This window comes from Flavobacterium fluviale (assembly GCF_003312915.1).
Classification (GTDB): domain Bacteria; phylum Bacteroidota; class Bacteroidia; order Flavobacteriales; family Flavobacteriaceae; genus Flavobacterium; species Flavobacterium fluviale.
On the sequence record NZ_CP030261.1, the window covers coordinates 1003987 to 1020249 of the forward strand.

General features: G+C 30.1%; 15 protein-coding genes and 1 tRNA gene. 6 read left to right on the plus strand and 10 right to left on the minus strand.

Annotated elements, in window-relative coordinates:
• Positions 1 to 177: 177 nt before the first annotated feature.
• Together ybeY and HYN86_RS04510 are read right to left on the minus strand one after the other, a co-directional pair.
• Complete coding sequence (gene ybeY / locus HYN86_RS04505; protein ID WP_113676969.1) at positions 178 to 597, minus strand: rRNA maturation RNase YbeY; 420 nt, start codon at positions 595 to 597, stop codon at positions 178 to 180.
• Positions 594 to 4025, minus strand: a complete 3432-nt coding sequence (locus HYN86_RS04510; protein WP_113676970.1) for a collagen-like domain-containing protein — start codon at positions 4023 to 4025, stop codon at positions 594 to 596. Before HYN86_RS04510 ends, ybeY begins: the two co-directional genes overlap by 4 nt.
• 163 nt (positions 4026 to 4188) lie before the next feature.
• On the opposite strand from HYN86_RS04510, the gene gltX reads away from it, so the two are divergent.
• Positions 4189 to 5694, plus strand: coding sequence for a glutamate--tRNA ligase (gltX, locus tag HYN86_RS04515; RefSeq protein WP_113676971.1), 1506 nt, complete (start codon positions 4189 to 4191; stop codon positions 5692 to 5694).
• A 30-nt stretch (positions 5695 to 5724) separates the two neighbouring features.
• On the opposite strand, the gene HYN86_RS04520 is transcribed toward gltX, so the two are convergent.
• On the minus strand, positions 5725 to 7200 hold the full coding sequence (locus HYN86_RS04520) for a hypothetical protein (protein WP_162789280.1): 1476 nt from the start codon (positions 7198 to 7200) through the stop codon (positions 5725 to 5727).
• Between the two features lie 142 nt (positions 7201 to 7342).
• On the opposite strand from HYN86_RS04520, the gene HYN86_RS04525 reads away from it, so the two are divergent.
• Complete coding sequence (locus tag HYN86_RS04525) at positions 7343 to 8326, plus strand: SPFH domain-containing protein (RefSeq protein ID WP_113676973.1); 984 nt, start codon at positions 7343 to 7345, stop codon at positions 8324 to 8326.
• A gap of 19 nt (positions 8327 to 8345) precedes the next feature.
• Here HYN86_RS04525 and HYN86_RS04530 read toward each other — a convergent pair whose 3' ends face one another.
• The 5 genes from HYN86_RS04530 to HYN86_RS04555 all read right to left on the minus strand — a co-directional run bounded on the left by HYN86_RS04530 (position 8346) and on the right by HYN86_RS04555 (position 12993).
• A complete protein-coding gene (locus HYN86_RS04530) occupies positions 8346 to 8600 on the minus strand; it encodes a DUF6327 family protein (RefSeq protein ID WP_113676974.1) in 255 nt (84 codons plus the stop codon).
• 5 nt (positions 8601 to 8605) lie between these two features.
• Complete coding sequence (locus HYN86_RS04535; protein WP_113676975.1) at positions 8606 to 8956, minus strand: competence protein; 351 nt, start codon at positions 8954 to 8956, stop codon at positions 8606 to 8608.
• 84 nt (positions 8957 to 9040) lie between these two features.
• Positions 9041 to 9367: a YtxH domain-containing protein gene (locus HYN86_RS04540; protein WP_057115454.1), complete on the minus strand. Its 327-nt coding sequence runs from the start codon at positions 9365 to 9367 to the stop codon at positions 9041 to 9043.
• Between the two features lie 78 nt (positions 9368 to 9445).
• Positions 9446 to 9925, minus strand: coding sequence for a hypothetical protein (locus tag HYN86_RS04545; protein WP_113676976.1), 480 nt, complete (start codon positions 9923 to 9925; stop codon positions 9446 to 9448).
• A 950-nt stretch (positions 9926 to 10875) separates the two neighbouring features.
• The gene (locus HYN86_RS04555; RefSeq protein WP_113676978.1) at positions 10876 to 12993 is read right to left on the minus strand and encodes a glutamine--tRNA ligase/YqeY domain fusion protein; all 2118 of its coding nucleotides are present in this window, start codon (positions 12991 to 12993) and stop codon (positions 10876 to 10878) included.
• 144 nt (positions 12994 to 13137) lie between these two features.
• On the opposite strand from HYN86_RS04555, the gene HYN86_RS04560 reads away from it, so the two are divergent.
• From HYN86_RS04560 to HYN86_RS20945, 4 genes are all read left to right on the plus strand, one after another.
• Positions 13138 to 13356, plus strand: coding sequence for a hypothetical protein (locus HYN86_RS04560; RefSeq protein WP_113676979.1), 219 nt, complete (start codon positions 13138 to 13140; stop codon positions 13354 to 13356).
• A 6-nt stretch (positions 13357 to 13362) separates the two neighbouring features.
• Positions 13363 to 13659, plus strand: a complete 297-nt coding sequence (locus HYN86_RS04565) for a hypothetical protein (protein WP_113676980.1) — start codon at positions 13363 to 13365, stop codon at positions 13657 to 13659.
• 2 nt (positions 13660 to 13661) lie between these two features.
• A complete protein-coding gene (gene folB / locus HYN86_RS04570; protein WP_057115457.1) occupies positions 13662 to 14021 on the plus strand; it encodes a dihydroneopterin aldolase in 360 nt (119 codons plus the stop codon).
• A 94-nt stretch (positions 14022 to 14115) separates the two neighbouring features.
• A tRNA-Cys gene (locus HYN86_RS20945) sits at positions 14116 to 14186 on the plus strand.
• A gap of 716 nt (positions 14187 to 14902) precedes the next feature.
• Here the strand turns inward: HYN86_RS20945 and HYN86_RS04575 are convergent.
• Together HYN86_RS04575 and HYN86_RS04580 are read right to left on the minus strand one after the other, a co-directional pair.
• Positions 14903 to 15580: a LysE family translocator gene (locus tag HYN86_RS04575; protein ID WP_113676981.1), complete on the minus strand. Its 678-nt coding sequence runs from the start codon at positions 15578 to 15580 to the stop codon at positions 14903 to 14905.
• 14 nt (positions 15581 to 15594) lie between these two features.
• Positions 15595 to 16263: a head GIN domain-containing protein gene (locus HYN86_RS04580; protein WP_113676982.1), complete on the minus strand. Its 669-nt coding sequence runs from the start codon at positions 16261 to 16263 to the stop codon at positions 15595 to 15597.

Genomic DNA, 16263 nt, shown 5'->3' on the forward strand with positions numbered 1-16263 from the left:
AAAAATCGTTCCACGTGGAACGATTTAATCTTTTATTCGAATTCTTTTACTTCAACGTTCCACGTGGAACGTTATAAAAACAACTTTATTTTCTTTAAATATGTTTCACGTGGAACGTTTCAAAATTAAAAACTAAAACGTTTCACGTGGAACATTGAAAATAAAAAAGAGATTTAACTACTGTTCCACGTGAAACATCTTCATCTTCTCTTCTTCCTTTGCTCTCATTAATTGAGCATCTTCATCTGATTTATCTTTATATCCACAGTAATGTAGTATACCATGAGATAGCACTCTTTTAAGTTCATCAGCAAATGAGACATTAAAGTCTTTAGCATTATCTGCAACACGTTCTACAGATACAAAAATATCGCCATTCAACTCGTTACCAACAGTATAATCAAAACTAATAATATCTGTAAGTGTATCGTGATCTAGATATTCAACATTGATCTTATGTAGATATTCATCATCACAAAATATATAGTTGATTTCGCCTTCATTCTTATTTTCAGAAACAATTACAGCACTTAGCCAATCACTAAAAGCCTGCTCGTCTCCTAAAGTAAAATCTGTTTCGTAATTAAAATTTATCATTTTGTATTAAAGTATTCTTGAACTTTTTGATTAAAATTCGAGCGCAAAGGTAGTGATTGTCTGTTTAATATCTCAACGCTGTTTAAATATTCCAATAATGAACTTGGCAAAGCATTTGAACGATTAGTAAATTCAGCCTTATTAGTTTCAGATTGTCTTTGTGTATCTTGCCCTTGTTGCTGAACAGCGTTGTTTAATTTCCATAATTCTTGTTGGATATTTAGTATACGTTGCAGGTTCTCATTCTTAAATCCTTTGTTTAAAATCTGCTTTTCAGATTGTTTCATTTGATCTATTATAGATTTTCCTTGAGCATCCAAACCTTTCTTTGCTAATTCTTTTTGCAAGGCTTCACGAAGTTTAACTTGTTCTTTGTATATCTCCATAATAGCTTCTGCATCTCCTTCTCCGTCTTCACCATCATTACCATTTTTCTCACCTTTTCCATTCTTCCCATCTTTACCAGAAGAACCTTTATCTCCACTTTTGTTACCTTGTCCTTCTTTACCCTGTCCCTCTTTACCCTGTCCCTCTTTACCCTGTCCCTCTTTACCTTGTCCATTTTGTCCTTGTCCAGATTTTCCATCTTGACCTTCTCCAGGTTTATCACCAGGCTTTTGACCTGGTTTCATTCCCTCCTTCATTTTATCAGCAAGACCTTTTTGTTTCTGAATAATATCTGGCAACTGCATCCCTTGACCATCTCCTGGTTTAGGTTTTCCTGCACCCGGTTTAGACATAGACATCTGCATATTATTCAATAAATCACTTAAAAAATCAGCTAACTTATTCGCAGATGAAACTGCATATTGCTGGTGTGAAACTCCTCTTGGAATTTGAACATCGGTTAAAGTTTCTATAGCCTTGTCCATATTGTATTGTACGTTTCCGATTTCTTTGGTTACATCCTCAGCAACTTTTGGATTACGTAATGAAAGTGCAAACAAACTATCATCAACATGACGGAATTGTTGTTTTAAATTCTGTTGAATTTTAATGTTTTTTGTGAATGTAGAAGAACCCAATTTCATTGCTTTAAACTGTTTCATCACATCTTCTTGCGATAAAGAATAAGCTAAAAGGTTGTCTAGAATCTGACGAAGCATTGCTACATCTTCTTCCATCTGTTCTTGCTCGCCACCTTCCATTTCGCTCTGCATTTCCTGAGCCATGCTTTTCATTTTCTTTGCAGCGCTTTTCTGTTTTGGTTTAGCCGAAGAAGTATTCTTTTTGCTTAATTCTTCTGAAGCTTTTTGAAGATCATTATCTACATCTTTCTCTTTTGAAGCATCAGATGGAATATCCAAAGGTTTCTTTAAAGTCTTGTTTTCCTCCTTCAAATCTTTTAAATCTTCTTGAATCTTATCAAAAGATTTATTGATTTCATCTTGCTTCTCTTTTGTATTTTCTTTCTCTTTATTAGATAACTGTTCCTGTTGTTCTGACAGTTTATTTAGTTTTTCAGCAACTTGTTCTGCTTTCTTAGAAACATAAAAACGCTTGGTCAACTCAACCAATTGTTCTAAATTACGAGATTGGTTTTTGCTGATTTGTTTGAACTTTTCCATTTTATCAAACAGTTCTTCACTGTTTAATTTATCGTTTAAGTTCTTCAATTCGTCTAATAACTTCTGATTCTTTTCTAAATCTTTCTCAGCATTATCCAAACGTTTTTGTAAATCATCAGCTGTCTTATCTTTTTTATCAGACTTGAATTTATCTAAGTTCTGATTCATTTTTTCAGAAAACTGTTTCATCATTTCGTCTTGCTGTTTCTGACGTTTGATAAAATCATTGATCTTTTGCTGATCTTTAAACTCTAAATTATTCTTTTCTTTACCTGTATTTTGAAGCTTATCCATTTCTGAAATCTGCTTGTTTTGATTCTTCAAAGATTTAGATAAACTATTAATATTTTGATTTTGCTGTTGCAATTCTTGATCTCGAATTTCATCTGTCGTAGCTACACGATCTGAAAACGTTGAAGACTTTGTACTCTTAAAACCATGCGGTGCATCGTTATCAAAAACTTCAAAATAGTATTCATATGAAACTCCTTCTTCTACCGGAAGGTTACTTGGAAAATTAAAAACAAACTGATCGAATACACCAGCCTTTACAGGGATGTTTCCACGCTTAGCAGACTGAGGTTTGTTACGTTCGTAGTATACAATTTGTAGTTTTGAAAGTCCGTAATCATCACCTAATCTTCCTAAAATATAGTTCTTATCCAGCTTTAAACTGTCTGGTGCTGGACCAACATTGATGGTTGGATATTGATCTTTTATTACAGACAGCTGATAGTCTAATTTCTCGTAGTTTTTAACCTTATCATTAGACGTAAGAATTTGATATTCTGTATTTTGACTAATATTTTTAGCCAATTTAAAGTCATTTTCTATCTTATTAAATCTAAAAACTTCATTATCTCTTTTCCATACAATTTCTTGAGTCGATTTGGTATTCATTTTCCAAGTTACCGTTGTTCCTTCAGGCACAATTGCATTTCCGATGCCTTGAATGGTCTCAGATTTTTTCTTTAAGTAAGAAGGAAAATTTAAAACCATTTCGAAGTTTGCAATAGATGGAACTGTAATAACTTTCAATTCATATTCTTGAGAAGTAACATTATTTCCTTCAAAAGAAAAGCTAATATCTTCTGCTGGTTTTTCAACTTTAAATTCAAATTTTCCAGGTTGAGAAGATTCCATAAAATAACTTTCATCACCAATATGGATCATTACATTTTCTGGAACAATATTTCCAACAGATTCCATTTTGATCATAAAATCTTTGTTTTGTTCTGCTTGTAAATTAGAATTTAAAACCACAAATTTAAAAGGAGCTGGTGGTAAAAATGCAGAATTGAAATGCACTACTCTATTCAAACTTTGAGAAATAATATTACTATTTCCAGAAATATAAAATACTGCAAAAAGCAAAACTGGAACCAAAGCCAATGGCAGATATTTTTTATTGGCTTTAAAATTAATGGCATTTCCAAAAGGAATTGGCTGTAAAGAATTTGCTTTTTGTTCTATCGAAGCCAAAACCAATTCAGAACTTTCAGCATTATTATCAGCTGATAATTGTAAAAAGTTAGTTAGTTTATCACTTACTTCTGTGAAATGATTTCCAATAATTTTTGAAGCCTGCGTATAATCTATTCCTTTTTGAAGTTTAAATAATTTAAACAAAGGGAAAATAATTAATCGAACCAGAAGGAAAACTTCAACTGCAATAAATAACCAGAATAGAAAAGTTCTTCCTAAAGGTTTTAACCATAGAAAGTACTCTACGAAAAGCGTAAATAAAAAATACAATAAACCAAAACCAGTAAAAAGAAGCATTCCCTTTATCAGTTCGTTGGTATAATATTTCTTAATGAAAGCCTCGAGCTTCTGATATATAGCAGATGTTGTTTTCAAAATAAATCTGTTTTAATTATAACCTATAAAAGTAGTAATTTTAATTAGATAATAATCAATGAGAAAATTAGTCAATATAGCTTCAAGCAAGACATTATCTAATTAATACTCATTTTCTAATTCTCTAATTAGAATTGTATCTTTGCAACAAAATTTTAAACAAATGTCAAAGCAAGTTCGCGTGCGTTTTGCACCAAGTCCGACTGGACCATTACATATTGGCGGAGTTCGTACTGCCCTATTTAATTATTTATTTGCAAAAAAACATAACGGTGTTTTTTATCTTCGAATTGAAGATACAGATCAAACCCGTTTTGTTCCAGGTGCAGAGGCTTACATTATGGAAGCTCTTGAATGGTTAGGAATTGCTCCTGAAGAAACTGTAGGGAAAAATGAAAAATTTGGTCCATACAGACAAAGTGAACGTAAAGATTTGTACCAGCAATATGCAGATCAATTAATAAATTCTGGCTGGGCTTATTATGCTTTTGATACTCCTGAAGCTTTGGATGCACATAGAAAACAACACGAAGCTGAAGGAAAAACATTTATTTACAATCATCACAACCGTGAAAAATTAGATACTTCTTTAGTAATTTCTGCAGAAGAAACTGCTAAAAGAATTGCAAATGGAGAGCATTATGTAATCCGTTTTAAAACTCCGGTTGATGAAACTTTACATTTGAAAGATATTATTCGTGGAGATGTTAAGTTTGAAACTAATCTTTTGGATGATAAAGTTTTGTTTAAAAGTGATGGAATGCCAACTTATCATCTAGCGAATATTGTAGATGATCATTTGATGGAAACTTCACATGTTATTCGTGGTGAAGAATGGCTGCCATCTATGCCACTTCACGTTTTGTTATACAAAGCATTTGGTTGGGAAGCTCCAGAATTTGCTCATTTACCTTTGATTTTAAAACCAATTGGAAATGGAAAATTGTCTAAAAGAGATGGTGATAAAATGGGATTCCCTGTATTTCCTTTAGAATGGAAAACTGAAGAAGGAGTTTCATCTGGTTACAGAGAAAAAGGATTTTTCCCAGAAGCGGTTGTTAATTTCCTAGCTTTATTAGGATGGAATGATGGAACTGATAAAGAATTATTTACTCTTGAAGAATTAGCTGAAGCTTTTGACTTAAATCGAGTTCATAAAGCAGGAGCTAAATTTGATCCTGAAAAAAACAAATGGTTCAATCACCAATATTTAGTAAAACAAAATGACGAGGATTTAGCTAAAGCCTTCACTCCTATTTTACAGGAAAAAGGAATTGACATTTCTAAATATAACATTACAAGAATTGTTTCATTAATAAAAGAAAGAGCGCATTTTGTTTCTGAATTTTGGGATCTAACAGATTTCTTTTTCCAAGCTCCAACATCTTACGATGAAAAAGCAAGCAAAAACTGGAAAGAAGAAACTCCAGCTTTAATGCAAGAATTGATTTCTACTCTAGAATATATTGATGGTTTTGATTCAGCAAATATTGAAAGTGTTGTAAAAGATTGGTTAACCAAAAACGAAATTGGAATGGGTAAAGTTATGCAGCCTTTCCGTTTAAGTTTGGTTGGAGCTCTTAAAGGTCCTCACCTATTTGACATTGTTGAAATCATTGGAAAAGAAGAAACTATATCTAGAATTCAGAAAGCGATTTCAACTTTATAAAAACAAAAAGCTCCCAATTGGGAGCTTTTTTTATTTAAATAAAAGTACTTTATAATAATTTTTGTTGTCAGTTTCTACTAGCCAAATTCCTTGTTGTGAAAATAATGTAGTAAAATGCAATCTTTTATCTCCTTCAGGAATACTTTTCAAATATTTAAACAAATCATCATTTAATGTCATTGCAGCAAATGAAATTGGAGAAAAAGACTTATTTCTTAACTCTTTGTAGTCATAAGTATTATTTATAAAAGCACTAAATTTTTCATGTGATGCATTATTATTATACTCTAAAAAACTACTTTTCAAAACCGCACCATTCTTTTTATCAATTATTGAGGCATTTGTAAATTCAGTAAAAGCATTAATAGAAGCAGAAAAAACCAGATTCTCATTATACTCCGCTAAACGAACATCAAATCCTTGTCCATACTTAATTTTTTCAAAAAACTCCTTATCATCAATATTATTAATAGATTCCCATAATTTATTTCCATCCTTATCAAACTTAAAAACATAATATCCCTTTAAATGTGTTCGCTCGCCAATCTTTTTTATAGGTTCATCACTAAAAATTCCAAATACATATAAATCTCCAGTTTTTTTATCTTCTAAGTAATTATTAATATTCAAATTATCAAATTCATCGGGTCCACTACTTACAGAATAAAGCGGACCGCCGCCATTGTTTGATATTACGAAAAAATTATTCTCTAATTTCAAAGTAAAGGGAACCGTCTTTAATTTTTTCCCATCAAAATCATAGGTACTTTTATAAATAATAACGGTTTTAAAATCTGCAGAAATAGACTTTGTAATTAAATCAAAATTTTCATTACCATTTAACTTGCTCGTAAAAGTAATTGTGTTTTTTGATTTTGCATAAGCATCTCCTTTTAAAAGTGTTAAATCAGGTTTCTCAATTTGAACTCTCTTTCTAGAACCACTTTTTAACTCTATAACTTCTAAAAAAATGTCATCCTTTTCAAAATTAATACCATAGCGATTCTTTTGGTTAGAGAAACCTAAAAGATAAAAATCATTAAATGCTCCATCGATTGTTCCTGCTCCTCTTTGATATTGTGCAAAAGCTACACTACCAATATCAATTCCAAAATAAGAAAAGTTCATGTCTTTAATTTTTTCGGAACTAAGATCTGCAACCTGATTGTTAAAATATACTTTATAATTATAAGACCAGATAGATTTCTCAATATCTACATTCATAAATGCATTTTCAGAATTTGAGTAAGTACATTTGTAATATTTTTGGTTTTCAAATAATTTAGATTCTTTTCCATTTACATCAAAAGCTGAAGCTGTGGTCGTAAATAAAGAAGCAGTCATCTTAATTTTTTCACCACTAAACAATACAAATTTTTGGGAAATTGGAAGATATTCAAAAGTAATAGGAATAACCTTCTCATCAAATTTTTTATCAATTATAGTAGTTTGAGAAGATAAATAAGCAGAAGCCATCAAGCTTATACTTACAAATAGATTTTTCATAGGTTTTGTTTTTTTGGTTAAATTTGGTTCAAAAGTAAAAAAATATTTAACAAAAAAATTCACCTAAATAAAATATTAATACATCACTTTTCTTTATATAATTTGTATTTTTAGAACATTATAAAATTTAAATTACATAACCATGGGTACAGGATTAATTATCTTTTTAGTATTGGCATTCTTCATTTTCATGTCTTCATTTTTTACAGTAAAACAACAAACTTCTGTAATTATCGAACGATTTGGGAAATTTCAGAGTGTTAGAAATTCAGGATTACAACTTAAAATTCCGTTGGTTGATAGATTGGCCGGACGTGTAAATCTTAAGATCCAGCAATTAGATGTTATCATCGAAACCAAAACTAGAGACAACGTTTTCATCAAAATGAAAGTTTCAGTTCAGTTCAAAGTAATTCAGGAAAAAGTATATGAAGCTTTTTATAAACTTGAATATCCACATGATCAAATTACTTCTTACGTTTTTGACGTAGTTCGTGCTGAAGTTCCAAAACTAAAATTGGATGACGTTTTTGAAAGAAAAGATGATATTGCAGTTGCCGTAAAACGTGAATTGAACGAAGCAATGTCTACTTACGGATATGATATCATCAATACTTTGGTTACCGATATTGATCCAGACATTCAGGTAAAAAATGCAATGAACAGAATCAACGCGGCTGATAGAGAAAAAACTGCGGCAGAATTTGAAGCAGAAAGTTCAAGAATTAGAATTGTTGCAAAAGCAAAAGCCGAAGCAGAAAGCAAACGTTTACAAGGTCAAGGTATTGCAGATCAACGCCGTGAAATTGCTAGAGGTCTTGTAGAAAGTGTTGAAGTTCTAAATAGTGTTGGAATTAACTCTCAAGAAGCTTCTGCATTAATTGTAGTTACACAACATTACGATACATTACAAGCAATTGGAGCAGATACAAATTCTAATTTGATTTTATTACCAAATTCTCCACAAGCCGGAAGTGATATGTTGAATAATATGGTCGCTTCATTTTCTGCATCTAACCAAGTTGGAGAAATGATGAAGAAAAACAACAAAAAAATTGAAAAACCAAAACCAATTCAACCTCAATCTGGATATGAAGATGATATTCAACCAGATGTTCAACAATAATAGAAAATAAAAAAGAGGCTTAACTGCCTCTTTTTTTATTGGTAAACCAATTGACAACAATTGGAATAATAGATTGTAAAATTTGCGGATAAGAATTTTTAAAGTAATCTGTATAAGATGAAACAAATCCGCTTACTATATTTTGTGGTGTTATGCTTTCTTTTGTTTTTTGAAAACTTAAAACTAATTTCTGATAATTGATATCTTTTTCTAGTTTTAAGATTTCCAAATCTCTCTCGATTTCAGCATAAGATGAGTATTTTTTCTTTTCCATAATTCTTAATCATTAAAAAATATTTCTGAAAACTTCTCTAAAATTGGTCCTTCAACCATTTTATCTTTTATAAAGAAAAGTAAAATAGTAAAGAAAATATAGATCCCTCCTACTGCTAAAAAACCAAGTGCGTTGCTTCCTAACAAATCTCCAAAAGCATACGCTGCTGCAAAAGATCCAAAAATAAGAACCATGCTAAAACACAATAATATCAATGTGAATTTAAAAATTAGCGTTGTTGATTTCATTGCAACTTTGAAACCCCAAAGTTTATAATAAGCCAAATGACTGTCAATATAAACTTTAGTCTGATCCTGAATTTTTTCGCTGTTCTCTTTTAATTCTTCAAAAGCCATAAATAGATTTTTAAAATAAAAAAAGCACAAAACTATCTTATAGAAATAAGCGAGTTAAGTGCTTTTGGTACAAATTAATAAATTTTATTTCTGAAGTTTTGCGTTTTGTGCTTTTAAATCAGCCAATTTAGATTCTAAAAAAGTGATCACTTCTTCTGTCTTATGACTTACATTTGAAAGTAAATCATTTAACGTTCCGTCAAGATTTTTTGTTGCACCTGTGAATTTTTCACGAAGAACTTCAGAACTTGCTTCAAAAGAATCCTGCAGATTATGTTTTGCATCATCGATTCCTTCTTTAATTTTAGCTCGGGTTTTTGATCCTTTTTCTGGAGCAAATAAAATTCCGATCGCTGCGCCTACTGCAGCACCAGCTAAAATTGCTGCAATTGTATTTGAATTATTTGACATAATATTCTTATTTAAGTGATTAATAAAGATACTTCTTTTTGAATTATAAATCGATGATTAAAAGTAATTTACAAAAACTTAATACGCATAAGAAACCGCTTCATACTTTCCATCTCCTTTTTCAACAATGCTCACAAAAGGATAACCATTTGAAGCTGACTTAGTTTTGATTCTCATAGCCGTTTGATTTTGATTAGCAATTGGCGGTTCTCCTTTTGTCCTTGTCGAGACACCGGTAAAACTAGCAGCCTGCTTCAATCCTATTGTTTTTTCTTGAGGCAGAACAGTTACCATTTTGTAATCGTCTTTAGAATCTACTACTATTTTATCAGAAACTTTTTGAGTTTGTTTGGTTTGTTTATTCGTAATAGATGAAACAGCATGTTTACTAATTTTTACTTCTTCAGAACTTCCATTCAAAGAATAGTAAATTAAGCCATTTTCGTTCTTAATAAAATTAACATCAAGTTGATCACCATTGTGTTTTGTAATTTGATGTGTTTGTGAAATTGCAACATTTGCAAATAACATTGCTAGCGTAAAATATAAAATTTTCATGATTATTAGATTTAAATTAAAAATGATCAGATTTGAAATTTAAAAACCAAAGCTTAACACAAATTCAACGTTATGGAATTTTGTCATTATGAAGCAATTTGAAAAATACCTTTTACGCGAAATATTATCAAAATTACATCACAATAAAAATGAGAACATAAAATTGTCTTTTCAAGAAATCAATTCTGAAACTTGCTGCAATAAAAATTACGAGTTTTTAAAAACAACAAATTTCATTTTAGTTTCTTTAACGGCAAATTTTAATTTTTATAAAAATCATCTCTGATTTCTAGTATTGAGTTAAAAATAGCAACTTTATAAACAATTGTATGTTAACAACCCGTTAAACTGATAAAAATAACAGCTAAAATTAATTTAAAGGTCATAAATGAACAATAATTCAAAAAATGAGTTATCTCTCGACACATTAAAAAATACGCTTTAAAATCAATCTATTGATGTCAATTTCAATATATAAAAACTATTAAAAATTATTTTAAATCAATTTTATAAATTATCATACTAAACTATTATTTTTAAATTTTAATAAAAATAATTTATATAATAAAGTAGAGTTCTTCAAACATGAAAATGATATAAAACTATACTTAATCACTATTATCTATAATTATAAAAAATTAATCAATTATAATAATTATTAAATAAAACTATCAAAAATAATAAATAAATAATATTAATTTATTTATTAGTAAATCATTGCTAAATACTGTTAAATTGAGATAAAAAATCCAAAAACTTAAATAAAACCCTCTTATTAAAGATCTTTTAAAATATGATTGATGAGTTAGACAATTAAAAAAAATGCTTTAAAATTAGTTTATGAAAGCTGTTTTTAATTAATAAAAATTATATAATTTATTATTTTAATCAATTTTATATATAATAAAAAAGCGCTTTTAAAAAGCGCTTTTCCATAGATTCTAATTATTTTATTTTTTTACCATTTCGGCAAGAATTTCATTTTCTCTCTCCGATGCATTTTTTGGAGGATTCGAATATAATTTTAAAATTTCATCATCAAATTGATTTTTGAAACTTGCTTCTTCAATATCTCTTAAATTTAAAAGCGCTTTTGATCGTACATAAGTTGATTCACTTTTTAAAGACATTGAATATAATTTTTTGATATCTTCTTCTTCAAAATCTGTTGATTTCCAACTTCCGTATTTCAAAATAAATTGAGCAAACAACAAAGAAGCCTTATTATTGTTGATATTCTTCTTTAAAGAATTCTGTAAAAGTGAAAAACTAGTAACATTTTTAATGTTCTCCCCTATCGCACTTTCAATTGCAATACGTTCTGGTTTACTTTCAACTTTAAAATATTTGTTGATTTCTTTTAAAGAATTATTGATACTGTTTTCTTCTTTTTTACCTTTTTCTTCCCAGGCATCTTTAAGTCCAACAGTTTTGTTAAACACTAATTTAGAAGCAGTTGAATCTTTATCAACAGTAAAATAACCTAAACGTTGAAACTGGAATTTATCTTCATTTTGAGCCGTTGACAAACTTGGTTCAACAAATCCGGTAACAATTTCTAATGAATTTGGATTCACAAAATCTAAGAAATTTTTCTCTTTATAACTATCCGGAGCTTCATCTGTAAACAAACGATCATACAAACGAACTTCTGCTTCAAGCGCATGTTGAATAGAAACCCAGTGTAATGTTCCAGAAACTTTTCTTTGGCTTGCTTCTGTCCCGCTTCCGCTTAAAGAATCGGTATCATAAGTAACATGAATTTCAGTAATATTTCCTTCAGCATCTTTTATAACAGATTCACCTTTAATGATGTATGCATTTTTAAGACGTACTTCTTTTCCTAAAGTTAAACGGAAAAATTTAGCTGGAGCTTCTTCTAAAAAGTCTTCTCTTTCAATGTATAATTCACGAGAAAAAGGTACTTTTCTGAAACCGGCATTCTCATCTTCCTGATTATTTTCGGCTTCAAGCCACTCTTCTTTACCTTCTGGATAATTAGTAATTACCAATTTTACAGGATCTAAAACCGCCATTACACGAGGTGCAATTTTGTTCAAATCTTCACGGATACAAAATTCTAAAACCGATACATTAATTAAATTATCACGTTTTGCAATTCCAATTGTGTTGGCAAAATTACGTAAAGATGCTGCTGTATAACCACGTCTTCTTAATCCAGAAATTGTTGACATTCTAGGATCATCCCAACCGTTAACATGCTTTTCCTTAACTAGTTGCTGTAATTTTCTTTTACTAACAACGGTATGTGATAAGTTACGTCTAGCGAATTCTCTTTGCTTTGGACGCAGTTTATTTTCGTCTAAAATCTGGTCTAAAAACCAATCGTATAATTCACGGTGAGGTAAGAATTCCAGTGTACAAAATGAATGTGAGATTTCTTCTAAATAGTCACTTTGCCCGTGTGCCCAATCGTACATTGGATAAATTTTCCAAGCATCTCCAGTTCTATGATGGTGCTTGTGTAAAATTCTGTACATGATAGGATCACGCATCAACATATTGGTTGATTTCATGTCTATCTTTGCACGAAGAATATGTGTACCAGCCTCAAATTCACCGTTTTTCATTCTTTCGAATAAATCTAAATTTTCTTCAACAGAACGATTTCTGTACGGACTATCTGTACCTACAGTTGATGGAGTTCCTTTTTGAATGGCCATATCTTCAGAAGACTGGCTGTCAACATAAGCTTTATCTTTTTTAATTAATAAAACGGCCCAATCGTACAATTGTTGAAAATAATCAGATGCATAACGTTCTTCTGCCCAGGTATAACCCAGCCATTCAACGTCTTTTTTAATGGCGTCAACAAATTCCTGCTCTTCTTTTTCTGGATTTGTATCGTCAAAACGTAAATTTACAGGTGACTGATAATCAATTCCTAAACCAAAATTTAAAGCAATAGAACTAGCGTGTCCAATGTGTAAATAACCGTTTGGTTCTGGTGGAAAACGAAAATGAAGTTTAGTTTGTGAAAGACCTGATTTTAAATCTTCCTCTATGATTTGTTCAATAAAATTGAGTGATTTCTCTTCTGATGCCATTATTTTATAGTAATTTTAGCAAAGATAAAAAAGTTTATAGTTAATAGTTTATGGTTTATGGTTTTCTTTGGAAACTTGTCAGTAAATCTGCAACTTAGAACTTGAAACTAAATTTATTATTACTTTTGTATAAATATTGAAGTTATGAGACAATTAACTGTAACAATTCCAGACGATTTTTACGAAACTTTTATTAGTTTTTTTAAACATGTTCCTGAAGTTTCTATAAATGAAACTCAAGAGAATGAAATTCCGCTTTGGCAGCAAGAGATGGTCCTAGATCGCATTAAAAATGCAAAACCAGAAGATTATATAAGCTGGGAAGAATCAAAAAAAAAACTCAACGCTAAATGGAATAAATAAAAAATAATGTTTGAAATAATTATTCTATTACGCGCTGAATTAGAAGTAGATGAAATTGCCGAATATTATGAATCTCTCTCAGATGGTTTAGGAACAAAATTCTTTAATGAGTATCAGAAATATGTAGATACTTTAAATACCTTTCCATTTTTTGAGGAAAAATATAATATTGTTCGCACATTACCACTAAAGAAATTCCCATACACTATTCATTTTACAGTTGATGAAATTAACAAAATAGTTGCTGTTCATGCTGTAATTTCTAATTACCAAGATCCAAACACTACAAGAATAAAATTATAAAAATGGGAGTTATTAAACTTAAAAACATTCGCACTTTTTCATACCACGGATGTTTAATTGAAGAAGGAAAAATAGGATCTGATTATACTGTAGATCTAAAAATAAAAACAAATCTTCAGAAATCGGCTGAAACAGATCATCTTTTAGACACTGTTGATTACGTTCATTTGAACAAAATTGTTACTGAAGAAATGGCAATTCGTTCGCATTTATTAGAACATGTAGCCAAAAGAATTAATATTCGCGTGCTGGCAGAGATAGAAACTGTAGAAAAAACAACAGTTTGGGTTTCTAAAATTAATCCTCCTATTGGCGGTGATGTTGAGTCAGTTACTATAAAAATGACAGAAATTAGAAAGTAATTATTTTATTTAAAATCGTATTTTTTCAAAATAGTTCATACGAAACTTTTGAAATTTAAAGATTTTAGTTACTTTTGCCATCCGTTCAAGCAATGGCGTCGTGGCCGAGCGGCTAGGCTGGGCTCTGCAAAAGCTCCTACTCCGGTTCGAATCCGGACGATGCCTCTAAAACCTTCAAGGAAACTTGGAGGTTTTTTTATGATTAATTTTTAGAAAAAATTAGATAAAGATTTAGGTTCGAATCCAGACGATATCTAAAACCTTCAAGGAAACTTGAAGGTTTTTTTTATATCTAATTTTTAGAAAAAATTAATTAAAAATATTAGTTCGAATTTTGACTACGCTTATAAACCTTCAAGGAAATTTGAAGTTTTTTTATGTTTAATTTTTAGAAAAAATTAATTAAATATATTGGTTCGAATTTGGACTACGCTTATAAACCTTCAAGAAAATTTGGAGTTTTTTTATGTTTAATAGAAAAATTAGATAGAGATGTACGTTCGAATCGGTAAGAGACTTTCAAACCATCAGGTTTCTTTGAAGCTTTTTTATGTTTAATTTTTTAGAAAAAATTAGATTTAAAATCATAACGAAACCCGACAGGTTTTAAATACCTGTCGGGTTTATATTTAGTAAGATTACACACAATCTTGTCATTTCGACGTAAGGAGAAATCTCCACAAGTAACTCCGAAACTAATATTCAATCTTTGTGGATCTTCTTGCGAAGATTTCTCCTTACGTCGAAATGACAAACTAGACGTGAATAATAATCAACTTTATCAAAGTTTAAAACTTTGAAAAGTTCTAATAAACAGTTATAAACACAAAAAAACCTCTGAAATTCAGAGGTTTAATTTTATAATTTTGAGTTATTAACAACTACTTTTCTATTTTTTCGAAAGCGTTTTTAACCATTTCTTTTTCTTTTGGAAACCAGCCTTGTGTGATTAAAGCCACTCCAAAAACCATTAAAACAATACTAATTCCCTTTTTGATTTTAACGATATTAGTAGGTGTCATTTTAGATTTTAATTGTTTGGCTAATACTATTTTAAGACAATCAACCAGTAAATAAGTAATGATTACTGATGTAAAAAAAGTAAGCATTCTTGAGTTTTGCATTTCTAATTTTGGACCAATAGAAATGATAACAGCTAACCAAAAACCTAATACTCCAATGTTTATAACGTTTAGTAAAAAGCCTTTTATAAATAAACTTCCGTAATTCCTTTTAATAATATCACGATCAATTTCGTCATCGTCTATTTTTTCTTCATTTTTTAATCTTACGAAAGAAATTATACCGTAAGCCAGCATTATTATTCCTCCAAAAATGAATAATGCAGGTTTGTCTTTTAAACTTTGAATTAGTCTGTAACTTCCTAAATACGCAATTGCTATAAAAAAGATATCACCAAGAACTACGCCGCAGTCAAAGACAATTGCTGCTCTGAATCCTTTTGTAATACTGGTTTCTAATAGTATAAAAAATACTGGACCTACCATAAAACTTAGAAAAAGTCCCCATGGCAGCCCAGCCAAAATATCATTTATCATCAAAATACAACTTGTTATTTTACTTCTTCGATTTTACCGCCAAAAACTGTTTTTTGATTTATTTGCTTTGGTTTTCCATAAATGTAAATAGAGCCTCCTGCGCTTACTTTTGCATCAACTAAGGTCGAAGCATTAACATCTGCTTTTCCGCCCGCAGAAACGCTTACTTTCGTCTGAGAAGTAGCTAATTTACTTCCAAGGAAATAACCTCCGGCTCCTAAACTTGCATCAAGGTTATCTGCTTTACCAGTTGCAGTAATTTCTCCGCCCGAAACTGAACTTACTTTTAACTTATCAACGTTCAAATCTACATTAATTTTTCCACCTTCCTGCGCACTTACTTTAAATGAAGTTGCTTTTAGTGTTTCTTTACTTGTAACTTCTGCACCTTCATTAACATCAATCAATTCGATTCTTTTGTAATACAAAGTAATATCTAAATCATTTCCTGATAATAGTTTAGGAAAAGGCATTCTTAATTTTAAGATACCATTTTTATTGACAGCTTCAACCTCTGCTTCTCTTGCTCCTTTAATAACAACCTTATTTTCTGAAGATTGAACTAATTTTACATTTAACTTATCATAAACTTTTACGGTATCGAATTCACCTAATTCTTTGGTAACCTGACCAAAAGACATTTGAACAAATAAAATTGCAGCTCCTATAATTAACTTTTTCAT

Coding starts and splice junctions, on each gene's coding strand:
- ybeY (WP_113676969.1), bottom strand. CDS start 597: ATGATAAATTTTAATTACGAAACAGATTTTACTTTAGGAGACGAGCAG.
- gltX (WP_113676971.1), top strand. CDS start 4,189: ATGTCAAAGCAAGTTCGCGTGCGTTTTGCACCAAGTCCGACTGGACCA.
- HYN86_RS04520 (WP_162789280.1), bottom strand. CDS start 7,200: ATGAAAAATCTATTTGTAAGTATAAGCTTGATGGCTTCTGCTTATTTA.
- HYN86_RS04525 (WP_113676973.1), top strand. CDS start 7,343: ATGGGTACAGGATTAATTATCTTTTTAGTATTGGCATTCTTCATTTTC.
- HYN86_RS04530 (WP_113676974.1), bottom strand. CDS start 8,600: ATGGAAAAGAAAAAATACTCATCTTATGCTGAAATCGAGAGAGATTTG.
- HYN86_RS04535 (WP_113676975.1), bottom strand. CDS start 8,956: ATGGCTTTTGAAGAATTAAAAGAGAACAGCGAAAAAATTCAGGATCAG.
- HYN86_RS04540 (WP_057115454.1), bottom strand. CDS start 9,367: ATGTCAAATAATTCAAATACAATTGCAGCAATTTTAGCTGGTGCTGCA.
- HYN86_RS04545 (WP_113676976.1), bottom strand. CDS start 9,925: ATGAAAATTTTATATTTTACGCTAGCAATGTTATTTGCAAATGTTGCA.
- HYN86_RS04555 (WP_113676978.1), bottom strand. CDS start 12,993: ATGGCATCAGAAGAGAAATCACTCAATTTTATTGAACAAATCATAGAG.
- HYN86_RS04560 (WP_113676979.1), top strand. CDS start 13,138: ATGAGACAATTAACTGTAACAATTCCAGACGATTTTTACGAAACTTTT.
- HYN86_RS04565 (WP_113676980.1), top strand. CDS start 13,363: ATGTTTGAAATAATTATTCTATTACGCGCTGAATTAGAAGTAGATGAA.
- folB (WP_057115457.1), top strand. CDS start 13,662: ATGGGAGTTATTAAACTTAAAAACATTCGCACTTTTTCATACCACGGA.
- HYN86_RS04575 (WP_113676981.1), bottom strand. CDS start 15,580: ATGATAAATGATATTTTGGCTGGGCTGCCATGGGGACTTTTTCTAAGT.
- HYN86_RS04580 (WP_113676982.1), bottom strand. CDS start 16,263: ATGAAAAAGTTAATTATAGGAGCTGCAATTTTATTTGTTCAAATGTCT.